The organism is Olleya sp. YS, assembly GCF_029760915.1.
Lineage (GTDB): Bacteria > Bacteroidota > Bacteroidia > Flavobacteriales > Flavobacteriaceae > Olleya.
This window is the reverse complement of record NZ_CP121685.1, coordinates 2,253,162-2,269,707: the sequence shown is the minus strand read 5'-3', so window position 1 is coordinate 2,269,707 and position 16,546 is coordinate 2,253,162. Positions and strand designations below refer to the sequence as shown.

At 32.1% G+C, this 16,546-nt stretch carries 17 protein-coding genes; 10 read left to right on the top strand and 7 right to left on the bottom strand.

Features of this window, described 5'->3' with window-relative positions; translation table 11 throughout:
* Positions 1–24: 24 nt before the first annotated feature.
* The 4 genes from Ollyesu_RS10410 to Ollyesu_RS10395 all read right to left on the bottom strand — a co-directional run bounded on the left by Ollyesu_RS10410 (position 25) and on the right by Ollyesu_RS10395 (position 3,841).
* Positions 25–381: a cation transporter gene (locus tag Ollyesu_RS10410; RefSeq protein ID WP_279301155.1), complete on the bottom strand. Its 357-nt coding sequence runs from the start codon at positions 379–381 to the stop codon at positions 25–27.
* Positions 382–393: 12 nt separating this feature from the next.
* On the bottom strand, positions 394–2,628 hold the full coding sequence (locus Ollyesu_RS10405; RefSeq protein WP_279301154.1) for a TonB-dependent receptor: 2,235 nt from the start codon (positions 2,626–2,628) through the stop codon (positions 394–396).
* Positions 2,629–2,630: 2 nt separating this feature from the next.
* Positions 2,631–3,362 (bottom strand): heavy metal-associated domain-containing protein, encoded by a 732-nt coding sequence (locus Ollyesu_RS10400; protein ID WP_279301153.1) that lies wholly within the window; start codon positions 3,360–3,362, stop codon positions 2,631–2,633.
* Between the two features lie 68 nt (positions 3,363–3,430).
* Entirely contained in the window at positions 3,431–3,841 is a 411-nt protein-coding gene (locus tag Ollyesu_RS10395; RefSeq protein ID WP_279301152.1) for a hypothetical protein, read from the bottom strand.
* A 130-nt stretch (positions 3,842–3,971) separates the two neighbouring features.
* Between Ollyesu_RS10395 and Ollyesu_RS10390 the strand changes: the two genes are divergently transcribed.
* The 7 genes from Ollyesu_RS10390 (at position 3,972) to Ollyesu_RS10360 (ending at position 10,611) form a co-directional block, all read left to right on the top strand.
* Positions 3,972–4,763 (top strand): DUF3108 domain-containing protein, encoded by a 792-nt coding sequence (locus Ollyesu_RS10390; RefSeq protein WP_279301151.1) that lies wholly within the window; start codon positions 3,972–3,974, stop codon positions 4,761–4,763.
* A gap of 6 nt (positions 4,764–4,769) precedes the next feature.
* Positions 4,770–5,099 (top strand): FUSC family protein, encoded by a 330-nt coding sequence (locus Ollyesu_RS10385; protein WP_279301150.1) that lies wholly within the window; start codon positions 4,770–4,772, stop codon positions 5,097–5,099.
* 61 nt (positions 5,100–5,160) lie between these two features.
* Positions 5,161–6,198 (top strand): M28 family peptidase, encoded by a 1,038-nt coding sequence (locus Ollyesu_RS10380; protein WP_279301149.1) that lies wholly within the window; start codon positions 5,161–5,163, stop codon positions 6,196–6,198.
* Positions 6,199–6,294: 96 nt separating this feature from the next.
* Positions 6,295–7,839, top strand: a complete 1,545-nt coding sequence (locus tag Ollyesu_RS10375) for a M28 family peptidase (RefSeq protein WP_279301148.1) — start codon at positions 6,295–6,297, stop codon at positions 7,837–7,839.
* Positions 7,840–8,570: 731 nt separating this feature from the next.
* Complete coding sequence (locus tag Ollyesu_RS10370; RefSeq protein ID WP_279301147.1) at positions 8,571–9,419, top strand: hypothetical protein; 849 nt, start codon at positions 8,571–8,573, stop codon at positions 9,417–9,419.
* Positions 9,420–9,643: 224 nt separating this feature from the next.
* Positions 9,644–9,952, top strand: a complete 309-nt coding sequence (locus tag Ollyesu_RS10365) for a hypothetical protein (RefSeq protein WP_279301146.1) — start codon at positions 9,644–9,646, stop codon at positions 9,950–9,952.
* A gap of 296 nt (positions 9,953–10,248) precedes the next feature.
* Positions 10,249–10,611, top strand: a complete 363-nt coding sequence (locus tag Ollyesu_RS10360) for a SnoaL-like domain-containing protein (protein WP_279301145.1) — start codon at positions 10,249–10,251, stop codon at positions 10,609–10,611.
* Positions 10,612–10,715: 104 nt separating this feature from the next.
* On the opposite strand, the gene murA is transcribed toward Ollyesu_RS10360, so the two are convergent.
* The 3 genes from murA to Ollyesu_RS10345 all read right to left on the bottom strand — a co-directional run bounded on the left by murA (position 10,716) and on the right by Ollyesu_RS10345 (position 13,056).
* Positions 10,716–12,032, bottom strand: coding sequence for a UDP-N-acetylglucosamine 1-carboxyvinyltransferase (gene murA, locus Ollyesu_RS10355; RefSeq protein WP_279301144.1), 1,317 nt, complete (start codon positions 12,030–12,032; stop codon positions 10,716–10,718).
* Positions 12,033–12,040: 8 nt separating this feature from the next.
* Positions 12,041–12,691, bottom strand: a complete 651-nt coding sequence (locus tag Ollyesu_RS10350; protein WP_279301143.1) for a DUF4290 domain-containing protein — start codon at positions 12,689–12,691, stop codon at positions 12,041–12,043.
* Between the two features lie 71 nt (positions 12,692–12,762).
* Positions 12,763–13,056: a DUF493 family protein gene (locus Ollyesu_RS10345; protein WP_279301142.1), complete on the bottom strand. Its 294-nt coding sequence runs from the start codon at positions 13,054–13,056 to the stop codon at positions 12,763–12,765.
* Positions 13,057–13,144: 88 nt separating this feature from the next.
* Between Ollyesu_RS10345 and Ollyesu_RS10340 the strand changes: the two genes are divergently transcribed.
* Genes Ollyesu_RS10340 through fmt form a run of 3 tightly spaced genes read left to right on the top strand, consistent with a single transcriptional unit; the run spans position 13,145 to position 16,535 of the window.
* The gene (locus Ollyesu_RS10340; protein WP_279301141.1) at positions 13,145–13,687 is read left to right on the top strand and encodes an ATP-binding protein; all 543 of its coding nucleotides are present in this window, start codon (positions 13,145–13,147) and stop codon (positions 13,685–13,687) included.
* Complete coding sequence (locus Ollyesu_RS10335; RefSeq protein ID WP_279301140.1) at positions 13,687–15,588, top strand: RecQ family ATP-dependent DNA helicase; 1,902 nt, start codon at positions 13,687–13,689, stop codon at positions 15,586–15,588. Before Ollyesu_RS10340 ends, Ollyesu_RS10335 begins: the two co-directional genes overlap by 1 nt.
* Positions 15,585–16,535, top strand: a complete 951-nt coding sequence (gene fmt / locus Ollyesu_RS10330; protein ID WP_279301139.1) for a methionyl-tRNA formyltransferase — start codon at positions 15,585–15,587, stop codon at positions 16,533–16,535. Before Ollyesu_RS10335 ends, fmt begins: the two co-directional genes overlap by 4 nt.
* Positions 16,536–16,546: the final 11 nt, after the last annotated feature.

Sequence of the window (16,546 nt, the reverse complement as noted above, 5' to 3'; positions counted from 1 at the left end):
TTTTTAAGTAAAAATTTTTGAGTATTATTCTTTTTTGTGGTCATCTTTAACCTCTTCATCTCTGTATTTACAGCAAGCATGAACACTGTCATAGGCTTCATCAGAAGCTTTTATGTCTTTAGTGTCATGTCCAACAGCTGCAATATTTGCTTCAATGGCTTTTAAGTCCGTTTTATTTTCGTCAAAGATTAATTTTAGCTCATGCGTTTCTACATTCCAAACAGCACTTTTAACACCTTTGGTTTTAAAACATGCTTTTTCAATTCTAGATTTACACATCATACAAACACCATCTACTTCTAAGCTAGCTCTTTTATTTTTGTCTTGAGCAAAGGTTACTGTAGTTACCATCATTAATAATACTAATACTATATTTTTCATTGTTATAAGGTTTTAATTTAATTTATATCGTAATCCTGCATAATACATACTTCCAAATATTGGACCATATACAAAGTTAGTATCAAAACTTGAGCCAAACGGATTGTCTGCACTAACTATTGGATTATTTTGTCTAACATCGGTAACATTCTCTCCTCCCAAATATACTTCAAATTTTGGAGAAAATACTCTAGTAACCTGTGCGTTAAGCGTCCCTACAGATTGCGAATAGTCATTTAATCTATATTGAATAGGATTATTTAAAGTAGACGCAAAACGTTGCTCACTTAACCAATTATAAGTCACATCAAATTTCCAATTACTATTATTTTTTATTTCGGTTTCATAGGAGGCATTTGCAAATACACGATGCCTAGGCGTTAATGGTTTAATTAATTTACCAGATTTATATTGTGTTTTAACGTCGTAATATTTGTAAGCGGTACGTATATCAAAATTATTAAAGGGATTATAATTAAATTCTACCTGAAGACTATTGGCATAGCTATCTCCTTCTAAATTATAAAAATTGACTTCTTGTGCGTTTTCTAAATCTACAACCACTTGATTTTGAAAATCGGTACGATAAAAATCTAAAGTAATATCTGCACCTCGTCCAAACAGATTAAAGCCTTGTAAATAAGATACACCATAGTTCCATGCGATTTCTGGGTCTAAACCATAAATACTACCATTGGAGTTTAAAATGGAGAAGTCGCGAGAAGACGCAAATAAATTCTGGTTTTCTGCAAAAATATTAGCACTTCGTTTTCCGCGTCCTATAGAGGCTCTTAAAGCAGATTTTCCCCAAGGTGAATAACGTACGTGTAGTCGTGGTGTAATAAATTCGCCTAATAAATTATGTGTATCTACACGTAATCCTGCAGTTAGTGTTAAGGCTTCAAGATTATCAAAAGAATATTCAAAAAATCCACCAAACGATCGCTCTGTTCTTCCAAATTGTTGAGCAATTGCAAACTCGTCATAAGCATCATAGGTAAAATTAACACCTGTTTTTATTTTGTGTCTAGAATCGTCTATTATAGAATTATATATCACATTAGAATATATACTTGTATGATCAATATTATATTGATTTAATCCAAAATAAGAGTCTTGAACATGATTACTAAACGCAAATTGAACACCTAAACTCTGCCAAGGGATTTCTGGATTAACATAACCCAACTTTGCTGATACCTCATAACGTTCAGTATCAATTTCACTTCCCCAAGCATTAGTTGTTAATTTATCTGTTTCAGGATTAAAGTTGATTTGTCCAGATTGATTATTATCTGTTAAATATCTAAAGTTGATAAAACTTACAATACCCTTTTCTGGATTGGTGTATTGCCAACGATTCATCACATTTATTTGTTTTTTTAAAGGTACATCTAAAAACGAATCGTTGTTTTTATCAAATTTCTGATCTCTTAAATTTCCATGTATATACAATCCAGTATCCCATTTATCGGATACTTTTGTGTTAACATGTGTATTTAATTCCAATCTACCATTTACAGATGCATAAGCATTAACAAATAGTTTATTATCTGTCGTTGGTTTCACAAGCTCAGCATTAATTTGTCCTGCTATACTTTCAAAACCATTCACTACGCTTCCAGCACCTTTAGTAATTTGAATACTTTCTACCCAAGTCCCTGGAATAAAACTTAATCCATAAGCTTGAGAAGCACCTCTGATAGAGGGAATATTTTCTGTAGCTATTAAGATATAAGGACTTGATAATCCTAGCATTTTTATTTGCTTTGTTCCAGTAACAGCATCGCTAAAATTAACGTCAATAGACGGATTGGTTTCAAAACTTTCAGATAGATTACAACAAGCCGCTTTTAATAACTCATCACTACTTACCAATAGCGTATTTTGTGCTTTTAAATAAGATTTAGCAGTCGCTTGTTTTCTGGCTTCAACCACAACTTCATCCAAATCGTTTGTAGGTTTCAATGCATGTTTAATTGGTGTAATAGATGTGATAATTAACGTATCTGTTTTATAACCAACATAGCTAATTACTAGTTTTCTATATTCTTCATTATATGGTAAAGAAAATTTACCATCAATATCTGTAGACGTACCCACACTTGTGTCTAACCAAATTAAGTTAGCTCCAAATAAAGGTTGTTCTGAATCTGTCTGACTGGCATCATAAATAGTTCCTGTTAAGGTCTCTTGTGCAGTCATTACTAAAGGCATAAAGCCAAGTAAAATCAATAATTTTTTCATAATTAACTATAGATTTTAATTAGCATCCAAACAGCCATAATCAACATAATGGTGTTTTCTATAAACGTCGCCTTAGTCATAGGTAATTTTAAAGCTGTTCCCAAACAAGCACATTGTATAGCTTTTTTATCTAGTAACGTTTTAGTAACTCCAACAGTGGTAATTCCTAGAATAATAACTGTAATTATTAGTGCTAATGGAATTTGAATTCGCATTAAAAATAAAATACCTAAACCTAATTCTAAAAAAGGATAGATCCATCCATAGGCAGGAATTACTTTTGCTAGTGGATCGTACATTTTAAAACTTTCTGGAAACCCTTTTAAATCCAGTAACTTAAAAAAGCTGAAAACAATATAAAATAAACCCATAAAATCTAGCATAAAACTAGAACCATTCCATGGATTGTAATTTAATAGTATTGCTGCAACCGTAATATATCCAAAGATTAAAAACAGTGGAAATAACCGTTTTAAATCTGATGGTTCCTCTTCTATTTCATTAGAAGAGGCAAACACATTTTGTGTTTTGGGTTTTTCAGTTATTTGGTATTTGTTTGGTAAAGCCTCTTGTAATTGTTGCGTAGTAAGATGTTTGGACATGCTAATAGTTGCTTCAGATTGTTCTAAATCAACCGTTACTGAAGTAATATCTTCTAGTGCTTCTAAAGTTTTTTCTACAGATGCTTTACAATTATTACAGGTCATTCCTGTAACTGTATATGTATGTGTCATTGTAATGTGTAATTTGATTATTGAATTGTTTTAAGGTATTCCGCTTAAGCGGAAACAAAAACAAAGTATCAAATTATAAATACATCATGAAGGACTTGGTAATCTATGACCAAGTTGGGAGGCGAATAATATTGATGTGGTACAATTTGCTTTGGTAAACTCTGGTATAACTGAGCATAGCTATACACAAAAGCGGTAAAGACAAATTGTGCATTGGTATCTAAATCGTCAAAATTAAGTTTCAACTCATCTTGACCTTTAATGATTTCAACTACATCTTTACAACATGATTTTTTTGTTACAGTAGCTTCGGTAGTTGTTGATTCTTCCATTCCACAATTTTTAACTTTAGTAAAAATTGCAGTATCAACCAAATGGTCTCCACAGTAATGTTTTTCAACTGTAAAAGAAAACGTTGAAAATAACACTAAAAGTGCCAGTATTGACGCAAAACCTTTATGTAAAATAGATGTTATCACATTGCAAAATTACAAAAATGTTATCATTTTTAGGGCTAATTATCAAATCATTAACAGGTTTCAATATTTTAAACAATATTTCGGCACAATTAATGTTTAGTTATATCTTTGACAACTAAATAATAGACTTATGAAACATAAACTAACCCTATTAATAGCATTTGTTGCCCTAACTTTTAGTTTTGGGCAAGACAATAAAGCATTTAATGCTGGTGAGAAATTAACGTTTACCGCATCATATAATATGTCTGGAATATTAACAGATTTAGCGGAAGTTAAAATGGAAACTAGCGAATTAAAAACAAGCTCTTCTACTCTACTGCACTTAAAATGTACAGCGACAACTTACACTAACTTTGACAGCTTTTTTAAAATTAGAGATTTGTATGAAAGCTACGTCAACCCAAGAACCATTACACCTTATTTATACAACAGAGAGATTAATGAAGGTGGTTATTATAAATACGTAAAGTATAAATACAACCATAAAACCAATTTGGTAGAAAGCTTAATTAGAAAGAAAACAAAAAACAACGCTTCTGGTTTTTGGGATCAAAATAAAAATGTAAAAATCAATTACGGAACAAGAGATATTGTTGCGACCATTTATAAAATTAGAACCTTAGATATCAAAAAAGCACCTATTGGAGCATCTGATACGTTTACAGTACTATTTGACAATAAAGAAACTAAGTTCAGCTTTAAACTTTTAGCTAAAGAAACTATAAATACCGCTTTAGGTAAAAAAGAATGTTACAAGCTATCTATTAGCGTTGCTGGCAGCAATGTACTTAAAGGTAATAACGCCAATGTGTTATGGTTAACAGCAGACGAAAACAAAGTACCTGTATATGCTAAGTTTAAAATAGCTGTAGGTAGTGGCGAGTTAAAATTAAAATCGGCAACTGGATTAAAAAACTAGGCAATTATGAGAAAAGCAAGTATTATTTTAGGATTAATTTTTGCAATTATAGCTGTAATTTTGGCTGTTTTACCTTTGTATAAACTATCTTTTATTCCTGCTGCATTGGCTTTTGTTTTTGGACTAATTGCGTTTTTAAAAGCAAAAAAAGAAACACAATCCACACACTTAATTCAGGTTATATTTTTATTAACCATCATAAGTTTAGCATTAGCAACTTACAAGGCTATTTTTAGTGTATCTGAAGTTGGTGACACCAAGGAACTTGAGCAAACAGAACAAAAACGCAAAGAAGAAGCAAAAGAAGAATTAGAGGATTTAATCATTACAGATTAAGTAAGAAGATTAGGTCAAAATGCTGATTTTCTATATATTTACGCTCAATTTTTTGAGTTAAATGAAGTTTTATTGTGTTCTTTCTGCATTAATTTTAGTCGGTTCTTGCGCAACTACCAAGTATAGTACTAAAATTAAAAATTTAGAAGCTAGTGTTGTTGTCCAAACGCCAAAAACCATGACAGCTTACGCTGAAACGATACAAGCGGAAACTTTAAAAGCACATCTGTATCAGTTTGCTTCTAACGAGTTTAAAGGACGCGAAGTAGGTACTGAAGGGCAAAAAAAAGCATCACAGTTTTTAGTCGATTTTTATAAAGCTGAAGGCTTACTTCCTGCTGCAGGTGATTCTACATTCATGCAAAAAATTCCTAAGGACTTTCTTCCAGAACAATATGAGGCATCAGAAAATATTGTAGCGTATATCAAAGGGACAGATTATCCAGACGAGACGTTAATTATCTCTGGACATTTTGACCACTTAGGTGTAGAAAATGCCGAACTTTACTTTGGAGCAGACGATAATGGCTCTGGTACTGTTGCAATTATGGAAATTGCACAAGCCTTTAAAACTGCAGAACGTAATGGTGTATCACCCAAACGCAACATTCTATTTCTACATTTAACTGCAGAAGAAATAGGCTTGCAAGGCTCTTACTATTATACCAAAAACCCATTATTTGCTTTAGATAAAACAGTTGCAAATTTAAATATTGATATGATTGGTCGTGTGGATGACAGACATAAAAACAACCCAAATTATATTTACATTATTGGTGCAGATCGTATTAGTAAAGAGTTACATTTTATTTCGGAAAAAGTAAATAGTGTCAATACCAATTTAGAGTTGGATTATAAATACAATGCAGAAGACGACCCGAATCATTACTATTCTAGATCAGACCATTATAACTTTGCGCAGCATGATATTCCTGTTATTTTCTATTTTAACGGAGAACATCCAGATTACCACAAACCTACAGACACAGCAGATAAGATTAATTATCCTTTGCTAGAAAAGCGTGCCCAACTTATTTTTTCTACAGCTTGGTATATAGCTAATATGGATCACCAACTTATTAGAAACGAAGACATCTAATCCACAACTATCTGTCTTTAAAATCGCATTAAATTGTGGTTTTAACTTATTTTTTCTTGTATTTTTGAACGTATAACAATTTAAACTCTTTTTTTAATGAAATCTATACTTTCAATTACCACATTAAGCTTATTATTTATTGCTTGTGGAAGCTCTCAAAAAGGTAGCAAAACCAGTAATAAAGTTGCAGACCCAACAGTGTATGCACAAACTATTACCCAAGACGACTTAAAAACAGCGTTATACCAATATGCTTCAGACGAGTTTGAAGGACGAGAAACTGGTGCCGAAGGACAAAAAAAAGCAGTCAACTTTTTAAAAGAACATTATATGAAGTTTGGCGTTCCTGCAGCTAAAGCAGACGGTAACTACTTTCAAGATGTGCCATTAGAGTTACAATCCAAACCAGATGTAACACTAACTATTAACGGTAAGTCATTAAAAAACCTAGAAGATTTTGTATCCATTAACCCTATGGAAACTAGCAAACTACAAGCAACCGAAATTGTTAATCTAGGATATGGTATAGAAGATGATAACTACTCAAGCTATGATGGTGTAGATGTTACAGGTAAGGTAGTATTATTTAAACACGGAGAACCTAAAAATAATGATGGTACTTACGTAATATCTGGAACAGAAGAAACGTCTAAATGGTCTAATTTTAGACAACAATTTGCTTTAAAACGTGATATAGCAAAAGACAAAGGTGCCAAAGCAGTACTGTTTTATCACCCAGACGTATTTGCTATGGCAGCACTACGCTATGGTACGTCAAGTGGTAGAATGAGTTTAGTAGGCAACGATAAAAACATGTACTACTTTTTAATTAACGATGGTGCTTACAATGCAATAGTTAGCAAAGAATTAACTACTAAAAACGAAGTAGTAGCTGCTAACTTTAATTTAGATTTTAAAAACAACTCCAAAGCATTATCCTCAGAAAATGTTGCAGCAATCGTTAGAGGTACAGAAAAACCAGATGAGTATATTGTAATTTCTGCACATTTAGATCACGAAGGTGTAAAAAACGGAGAGGTGTATAATGGTGCGGATGATGATGGTTCTGGTACAGTAGCTGTTTTAGAAATAGCAGAAGCATTTGCAAAAGCTAAACAAGCTGGTCATGGTCCAAAACGCTCTGTAGTATTTTTAAATGTAACTGGAGAAGAAAAAGGACTATTAGGAAGCAGACACTACACAGATAACGATCCTATTTTCCCGTTAGCCAATACCGTTGCTAATTTAAATATAGACATGATTGGTCGTACAGACCCAAAACGTAAAACAGGAGACCGTAACTACATTTACCTTATTGGAAGTGATAAATTAAGTACAGAGTTACATAACATCTCAGAAATGGTTAATACCAAATACGCTAATGTAGAGCTGGATTATACGTATAATGACGAGAATGACCCAAACCGTTTTTACTACAGATCAGACCATTACAACTTTGCAAAAAACAACATACCAGTTATTTTTTATTTTAATGGGACGCATGACGATTACCACAGACCAAGTGATACACCAGATAAAATAGAATACGATTTATTAGAAAACAGAGCAAGATTAGTGTTTTATACCGCTTGGGAATTAGCCAATCGTGATGCAAGAATTACTGTAGATAAAGCACAGTAAAAGTTGTTTTATCCAGTGATATTATCGGGATATAACAACTTTGTTGTGGCACATTTGAAAAAACATTGAGACTTGATTAAAATAATACAGAAATCCTTTAAAAATAGATTGCCGAATTGAGCAACGAAATCCTGAATTCAGTTTGGTTATATAGAACTGAAAATACAGATATAAAAGTGGCGGAATAAAGGTTGGGAAAACAAAAAAATACATGAAAAACTTAGTTCAATATTTCCTCGTAGCTTTAGTTATATGCTTTTGTTCCTGTTCGGAACTTGGTCATAACTCAAATGAATTCGTAGTATACAAGAAGCATAAATATAATGCGTATAATTATACTTATAGACTAAAACCAACTAAAGGAAAAGGAAAATTATTTATAAATACTTCCGATATATTTGAAGTTGGAGACACATTAAAACTATCTGTTAATTGCAAATAACAGCAGTATATGTAAAACCTAAACAGGATGAAACCTTAAATATGAGCGGAACGAAAACAATAATTGATTCTTGTTTGTAATGTCAAATGCAAAACGAAATTTAATTGTTTACCAGCTGAATTAATTGAAAACAAGAAAAAGCGGATAAATAAAAACGTGCCACAACACCATGTATAATTAATTGCTTGGTTCACTGCCGACTTACGAACATTCCTGCGGAATATTCTATCTGTGATTTTTTTGCTAAATTACTCGCTTAACCACGCAACTAGCCATACACAAATACGTTGTGCAACATATGAACAAAGCTATGAAATACATATTATTACTCGGAATTCTGATTTCATTTCCTGTATCTAATTTAATCGCTCAATCGACTTCAGACACTCTCAAACCAAAAATGAAAATGGTTAAAGAAGTCATTTATAAACCAGAAAATGGTGAGTTAAAAAGTCGAGAAAATCTATTTGACTCAAACATAAGCTCATATATGATTTTTGATAAAAATGAGAAAGTAATAGAAAACGGACAATATGAAAATGACGGTTCACTGTATGAGAAAACTATTTACGAAAGAAATGAAGATGGAGTTGCTCAAAAAGCTATGAAGAAAAATTCATCAGATGAATTGAAAAGCTATTGGACTTATGAGTACGATTCTAACGACAATATGATTGCTGTTAAAACTTATGATTCGGATAATAATCTGACAAATATTCAATCGAATAGCTATGACGAAAAAGGCAATAATATCGGGATGTTGCTCAAAAGTCCAGAAAGTGAAAATGGTTGTAAATATGTTTACAAATACAATTTTGACAACAAAAAAATTGAACAATTCAGATATAAACCTGATGGAAGTTTAAAAGACAGACGCACATACTCATACGATAAAGACGGAAATGAAAATTTACAGTTCAAATTCAATCCTGATGGAAGTTTTATGAAATTCGTATCCGAATATGATGATATGGATAATTTGATTGTTCAAAATTGGTTTAACGAACAAGACGAACAAACACACCAAACTTCTTTCGAATATGTATATGACGAAAATGGAAATTGGATTTCTAAAAGGAGAAGCTCTAACGGAGAATTAGGAATGGTTTGGGAAAGACAAATTGAATATTACGAATAAAAAAATACGTTGCACAACAATGGCTATAAGTAATTGCTTGTTCTCGCCTACTTCTAAAAATCCGCGAGGATTTTCAGTTTGGTGTGTACTTGCAAAGTTAAGTGCTAGCCCACGCAACTACTCATAGCCGAGACCGTTGGCATTCATTGGGTGAACGCACTCTGAAGCTAATAATAGAAATTGATTTTGATTACAGCTTATATAAAAAATGACTCAATTCAACAATGAAAATTAAATGCACTTGCCAGAACATAATAGTCGACCAAACTGATTATCTTAAAAACAAAGGATATGTAATTTCAGATACTCAATGGTTTGATTTTTGGGATTCTATAGACTTTGCAATTGAAAAATCTGGAAAAACAGAAAAAGACAAAGAAAATGCTAGTATGCAATTAAGAAAACAAGATGTTTTTAAAACGTTATGGGAATGTACTAATTGCGGAAAATTATTTGTGGATGGAAAAAATGGAGAATTGATAACTTATGAACCTGAATCAAAGAAATATAACGAAATATTGAATAAAAAATAAACTAAATTAAATACAAAACCCGAACTGAATGCGGAATATAGCAAGTTGCGGAATTGCTCACTCAATCGGAATTGAAAAAGTTTGCGGAATAAAACACTGACCGAATTCACTCAAACGCTGGATAATCGGAAAAAGGAAAAAAGTTGAATAATAAGTTACCTGAAAAAAAACAACGAAATGCCAACAACATGTATAATTAATTGCATGGGTCGTTGCATAAACACACAACTAACCAACACAAACACATTAGCTCCTAATTTTTTATTATCTTGTAAATACAACTAAAACAATACATTATGAACACAAAAGAAGTCGCTCAACAATGGGCAAGCATGTGCAGAGAAGGTAAAAACCTAGAGTGCATAAATGAATTATATGCAGATAACGTAGTATCCAGAGAAATGCCAGGAGTACCAGGAGAAGTTATTACTGGCAAACAAAACGTTTGGAATAAAAGTAAAGAATGGTTAGATAATGTTGCAGAATACCATAGTGGTGAAGTTAGTGAACCTCTTGTAGCTGATAATTTTTTTACTGCAAAAATGAGTTTTGATTGTACATTTAAAGACAGAGGAAGACAACAAATGGAAGAAGTTTGTGTGTACGAAGTTAAAGATGGTAAAATAGCTAGCGAGCAGTATTTTTATAATATGGAATAAATTAGCTGTTAGCTGTTAGCTGTTAGCTGTTAGCTGTTAGCTGAATATAAAAAAGCTTCAATAAATTATTGAAGCTTTTTTTTATATGTTGTATTTAAAGTTTTTTAATTCCCTTCAAGACGTTCAATCTTAGCACCAATAGCTTGTAAACGCTCAACTATTTTTTGGTAACCTCTATCTATTTGCTCGATGTTATGTATGGTACTTGTTCCTTTTGCAGATAAAGCTGCAATTAATAAACTAATTCCTGCTCTAATATCTGGAGATACCATAGTCGTGGCTTTTAGTTGCGATTTAAAATCGTGACCCATAACGGTAGCTCTGTGTGGATCGCAAAGAATTATTTTTGCTCCCATATCAATTAATTTATCGACAAAAAACAAACGACTCTCAAACATCTTTTGGTGCACTAGTACTTCTCCTCTAGCTTGTGTAGCAACGACTAAAACAATACTTAACAAATCTGGCGTAAATCCTGGCCAAGGTGCATCTGCAATTGTTAGTATTGAACCATCAATATAGTTTTGTATCTCGTATCCATTAGTATGTGCAGGAATGTGTATATCGTCTCCTTGCTTTTCGACAGTAATTCCTAGTTTTCTGAAAACGTTAGGGATTTGTCCTAAGTCGTCCCAACTCACATTTTTAATAGTCAACTCAGACTTTGTCATCGCAGCCAAACCAATCCAACTCCCAATTTCAATCATATCTGGTAGCATGGTATGCTCTGTTCCACCTAAGCTATCAACACCTTCAATGGTTAAAAGATTTGAGCCTACACCAGAGATTTTAGCTCCCATTCTATTAAGCATTTTACACAATTGCTGTAAATAAGGCTCGCAAGCTGCATTATAGATGGTAGTTGTACCTTCTGCAAGGACTGCAGCCATCACAATATTAGCAGTACCAGTTACAGAAGCTTCATCTAACAACATATCTGTACCTGTAAGTTTATCGGCTTCTACACCATAAAAATACTCTTCTCGATTGTATCTAAACTTAGCACCAAGGTTTATAAATCCTTCAAAATGTGTATCTAAACGACGACGTCCAATTTTGTCTCCTCCTGGTTTTGGAATATAGCCTTTACCAAAACGCGCTAATAAAGGTCCAACCATCATAATAGAGCCTCTTAAACCGCTTCCTTCTTTTTTAAAATCGGCAGTTTGCATATAATCTAAATCTATAGCATCTGCTTGAAACGTGTAAGTACCTTCAGATAATTTGTTGACCTTAACACCTAAATTACCTAATAAAGCTATTAACTTATTGATATCAATAATATCAGGTATATTATTTATGGTTACTTTTTCTGGAGTTAGTAAAACTGCACATAGTATTTGTAATGCTTCGTTTTTTGCGCCTTGAGGTTGGATATTTCCTTTTAATTGGTGTCCACCTTCAATTTTAAATGTTCCCATAAATACGTTTAATATCTTTTTCGGTTTCGGTTTTGGTTGTTTTTTTTATTTGACCCTTTTTTGTTGCTAGAATATTTTTTTCCGCTTGACGCTTTCATTAATCGTGAAGCATCTGTAAGGTCTTCTTCAGAATTCTTTAAATTAATTTTTCCGCCAGACAACTCATACAAATGGTCAAAAATCACATCGTCTTCAACCGTGTCTTTATTCCAATTTAAAAAGCACTTTTTCATGTGATTAGCAATGGTGTAAACCAAAGCTTCTTTCATTTCTCCTTCTTCCCATGTATTAGCAACGTCAATCATGGTTTTAATATTGTTACCATAAAAACGATACTTAGGAAAGTTTTGTGGATATTTTAAAGGTTCTGGCTTTTCAGATAACTCTTCTTTAGAAGGTACTCCAAATGGCGAATCTGCATCTAATTCAAAATTAGACATGATAAATAATTGATCCCAAAGTTTATGCTGAAAATCTGGCACATCACGTAAATGCGGTTGCATATTTCCCATAACTGCAATTATAGACTTAGCTAATTTATTGCGTTCTTCTTTTGGCTCTTGTGTTTTTGCGTAGTTAATCATTTTTTGAATATGGCGTCCATACTCTGGAATAATCAAATGTTCACGCTCTGTGTTGTACTCTATGTCGTCTATCAAAATAAAAAAAGTGTAGAATTTATATGTGTTGCACCGTAGTTAATAATGCTTGTGCAAAATACAAAAAAAAACTAAAGGCTAATGACTCCTTCTACTTTTTCTGTAACTTCTAAATACTTTTCAATAACATGATCAGGATTTTTCATTCTAACATTTACAGAAACACTAGTATACTTACCGTTACTAGATTCTTTTGTTTTTATAACTGCTCCCATATTATCAAAAATAGTTTCTACTTGTGTAATTTTAGTCTGACTAGAAAGCACAATAAATTTATATAAATACTCATTAGGCCACAAAGCTGTGTCCTGTAATTGTATTTTTAATTTTGAGTAAAACTCTTCTGGATTAGGTGTATTTTTCATACTAAAATTATAAGCAACAAATATACCAATTTGTTTAGATTTTTTTTTAATGAATTAATTTCGGATTTTTACAGTTAAATTATGTCATTTGAAAGCAAAAAAAATAGTTATTACAGGAGGTCCAAGTACTGGTAAATCTGCAATTATAAACGAATTAACTAAACGAGGTTACACATGCTACGAGGAAATATCTAGACAAGTAACCCTTGAAGCCAGGGAAAAAGGTATTGAACAATTATTTTTAACCGATCCTTTACTATTTAGCAAACTATTACTTGAAGGTAGAGAAAATCAATATCTAGATGCCAAAAAGAGTGATAGCGAATTTGTGTTTTTAGACAGAGGTATACCTGACGTTGTGGCATACATGGATTATGTTAATGAAGAGTATCCAGAAAATTTTACAGAATCGTGTAGAATAAATACTTACGATTACGTTTTTATTTTAGCGCCTTGGCAAGAAATATATAAAAGTGATGTTGTCCGTTATGAAAGCTTTGAACAAGCAAAAATAATTCATCAGCACCTATTAGACACGTATCAAAAATACGATTATAACCTACAAGATGTACCATTTGGTAGTATCGAAACTAGAGCACAACACATTTTAGACGTCGTAAAAGCCCTATAATGGCGCATCCAATTAACATATTAGAGCGTTATTGGACGTTTACCTCTTTTAGACCATTACAAGAAGATATTATTAATGCTGCTATTGCAGGTGAAGACACCTTTGCTTTATTACCCACTGGAGGCGGAAAAAGTGTTTGTTTTCAAATCCCAGCGTTGGCTAAAGAAGGTATTTGTATAGTTATTTCGCCATTAGTTGCTTTAATGAAAGATCAAGTTAATGCGTTGCAAAATAAAGGTATTAAAGCAATTGCATTGACTAGCGGAATTTCAAATAATGAAATAGATACGTTGCTAGATAATTGCATTTATGGTAATTATAAGTTTTTATATTTATCTCCAGAGCGCTTGCAACAAGAGTTGGTTCAGGATAGAATTAAACAGATGAATGTTAACCTTATTGCTGTGGATGAAGCCCATTGCATCAGTCAATGGGGAAATGATTTTAGACCGTCTTATAAAAACATTTCTATATTACGTCAATTACATCCAACAGTAAACGTTATAGCATTAACTGCAAGTGCAACACCACAGGTTACAGAGGATATTATGTCTGAGCTAGATTTTATAGCTCCTAAAGTTTTTAAACAATCCTTTTACAGACCCAATATAGCTTATATGGTTTTTGAGGAAGAGGATAAATACTTTAGGTTGGAAGCCATACTTAATAAAAACCCTCAATCTTCCATTATTTATGTAAGAAACCGAAGACTAACCCTTGAAATTAGTCAATATTTAGAACAAAAAAACATTAGTAGCACTTATTACCATGGTGGATTAAATAACACTGTTAAAGATAAACATTTACAAGATTGGATGCACAATAAAAAACAAGTGATTGTAGCGACCAATGCATTTGGAATGGGAATTGATAAGTCTGATGTAAAAACAGTAATACATATTAATTTACCAGATAGTATCGAAAGCTATTTTCAAGAAGCTGGACGTGCAGGACGTAATCAAGCTAAAGCCTATGCTGTAATTTTAAAAAGTAAAAATGATGATACCGTTTTAAACAATCAGTTTTTAAACGTTTTACCTACCGTAGACTTTGTAAAAACTGTATATAGAAAACTATCAAATTATTTTCAAATCTCGTATGGTGAAGGTGTATACCAAACTTTTGACTTTAATTTTAACGATTTTTGTAAGACTTATAAATTCAATACCGTAACTACTTTTAACGCACTACAGATTTTAGACAAAACTAGTATTATTACTTTAAGTAAACAGTTTAATAAACGTATAGAAGTCCAGTTTTTAGTGTCAAGTGGTCAACTTTTTAAATATTTAGAATCGCATAAAAGCTTTGAAATAGTTATTAAATCTATATTAAGAACCTATGGCGGAATTTTTGAGCATAGTACGAAAATTAATAGTAGTTTAATTTCTGATAAAACCGGAGTACAGGAAGAACAACTAATTAATGTGCTAGAACAATTAGAAAAAGATAATGTTATATCATTAAAAATCAATAAAACTGATGCTCAGGTTACTTTTATTCAACCTCGTGAAGACGATAAAACCATAAACAGAGTTGCAGCAACTATAGAACAACAAAATGCTCTAAAACAAAGTCAAATACAAGCAGTATTAGATTACGTAAATAAAAATGACGTATGTAAAAGTGTACAATTACTAACATACTTTGGTGAGCAAGATATTAAAGACTGTGGAATCTGTTCAGTATGTATTTCAGCGAAAGCGAAATCAAAAATCAATACTAAAGCAGTAAAAAATAGTATTATTGAAGCTTTAGAGTTTGGTGAAAAATCATCTAAAGAATTATATAAATTGTTACCTTATAATGAAGACATAATAAACAGCACTCTAAAAATGTTGTTAGAAGACGATAATATAGAGGTAACTAAAACAAATCGTTATAAATTAAAACATATATGAATGAAGACTTAAGAATTGTATTTATGGGAACTCCAGATTTTGCTGTAGCGACCTTAAAAACTATTTTAGAACATAATTATAATGTTGTTGGAGTCATTACAGCACCAGATAAGCCTGCAGGACGTGGACGTAAGCTGCACGAATCTGCTGTAAAAGGTTTTGCTAAAGAAAAAGGTTTAAATATACTACAACCCACTAATTTAAAAAATGAAGATTTTTTAAAGGAATTAAAAGCTTTACGTGCTAATCTTCAAATAATAGTAGCTTTTAGAATGTTACCAAAAGTAGTTTGGGACATGCCTAAGTACGGAACTTTTAATTTGCACGCCTCACTATTACCCAATTATCGTGGAGCTGCACCAATTAATTGGGCAATTATAAATGGTGAAACTAAAACAGGTGTCTCTACTTTCTTTATTGATGAAAAAATTGATACAGGAGCAATGATACTACAACAAGACATTGACATAGATCCAAGTGAAAATGCTGGAAGTTTACACGATAAACTTATGGATATTGGAAGTCACTTAGTAATAGACACCATAAGACTGATTGAAAAAGGGAACGTTAAAACTACACCACAACCAGAGGATGCTATTTCAAAAACTGCATACAAACTAAATAAAGACAATTGTAAAATAGATTTTACAGATACTATTGATAATATATATAACAAAATAAGAGGACTGAGTCCTTATCCAGCAGCTTGGTGCGAATTACACAACAATAATGAGGTACTAGATATTAAAATTTACAAAGCAGAGAAGGAAAATCACATACATGATTTTGACATAGGTTTAATTATTAGTGATAAATCTTCAATTAAAGTTGCTGTAAAAGAGGGTTTTATAAAAATACTAGAACTAAAGCTTCCAGGAAAACGAACTATGGATGCAAAATCGCTTTTAAATGGCTATAATTTTAATAGTGAAGCAAAACTTCGCTAAACCCTTAGTAT

What these genes read in the sequence shown, in the direction of transcription:
- Ollyesu_RS10410 (WP_279301155.1), bottom strand. Translation starts at nt 381, where the DNA reads ATGAAAAATATAGTATTAGTATTATTAATGATGGTAACTACAGTAACC.
- Ollyesu_RS10405 (WP_279301154.1), bottom strand. Translation starts at nt 2,628, where the DNA reads ATGAAAAAATTATTGATTTTACTTGGCTTTATGCCTTTAGTAATGACT.
- Ollyesu_RS10400 (WP_279301153.1), bottom strand. Translation starts at nt 3,362, where the DNA reads ATGACACATACATATACAGTTACAGGAATGACCTGTAATAATTGTAAA.
- Ollyesu_RS10390 (WP_279301151.1), top strand. Translation starts at nt 3,972, where the DNA reads ATGAAACATAAACTAACCCTATTAATAGCATTTGTTGCCCTAACTTTT.
- Ollyesu_RS10385 (WP_279301150.1), top strand. Translation starts at nt 4,770, where the DNA reads ATGAGAAAAGCAAGTATTATTTTAGGATTAATTTTTGCAATTATAGCT.
- Ollyesu_RS10380 (WP_279301149.1), top strand. Translation starts at nt 5,161, where the DNA reads ATGAAGTTTTATTGTGTTCTTTCTGCATTAATTTTAGTCGGTTCTTGC.
- Ollyesu_RS10375 (WP_279301148.1), top strand. Translation starts at nt 6,295, where the DNA reads ATGAAATCTATACTTTCAATTACCACATTAAGCTTATTATTTATTGCT.
- Ollyesu_RS10365 (WP_279301146.1), top strand. Translation starts at nt 9,644, where the DNA reads ATGAAAATTAAATGCACTTGCCAGAACATAATAGTCGACCAAACTGAT.
- Ollyesu_RS10360 (WP_279301145.1), top strand. Translation starts at nt 10,249, where the DNA reads ATGAACACAAAAGAAGTCGCTCAACAATGGGCAAGCATGTGCAGAGAA.
- murA (WP_279301144.1), bottom strand. Translation starts at nt 12,032, where the DNA reads ATGGGAACATTTAAAATTGAAGGTGGACACCAATTAAAAGGAAATATC.
- Ollyesu_RS10345 (WP_279301142.1), bottom strand. Translation starts at nt 13,056, where the DNA reads ATGAAAAATACACCTAATCCAGAAGAGTTTTACTCAAAATTAAAAATA.
- Ollyesu_RS10335 (WP_279301140.1), top strand. Translation starts at nt 13,687, where the DNA reads ATGGCGCATCCAATTAACATATTAGAGCGTTATTGGACGTTTACCTCT.
- fmt (WP_279301139.1), top strand. Translation starts at nt 15,585, where the DNA reads ATGAATGAAGACTTAAGAATTGTATTTATGGGAACTCCAGATTTTGCT.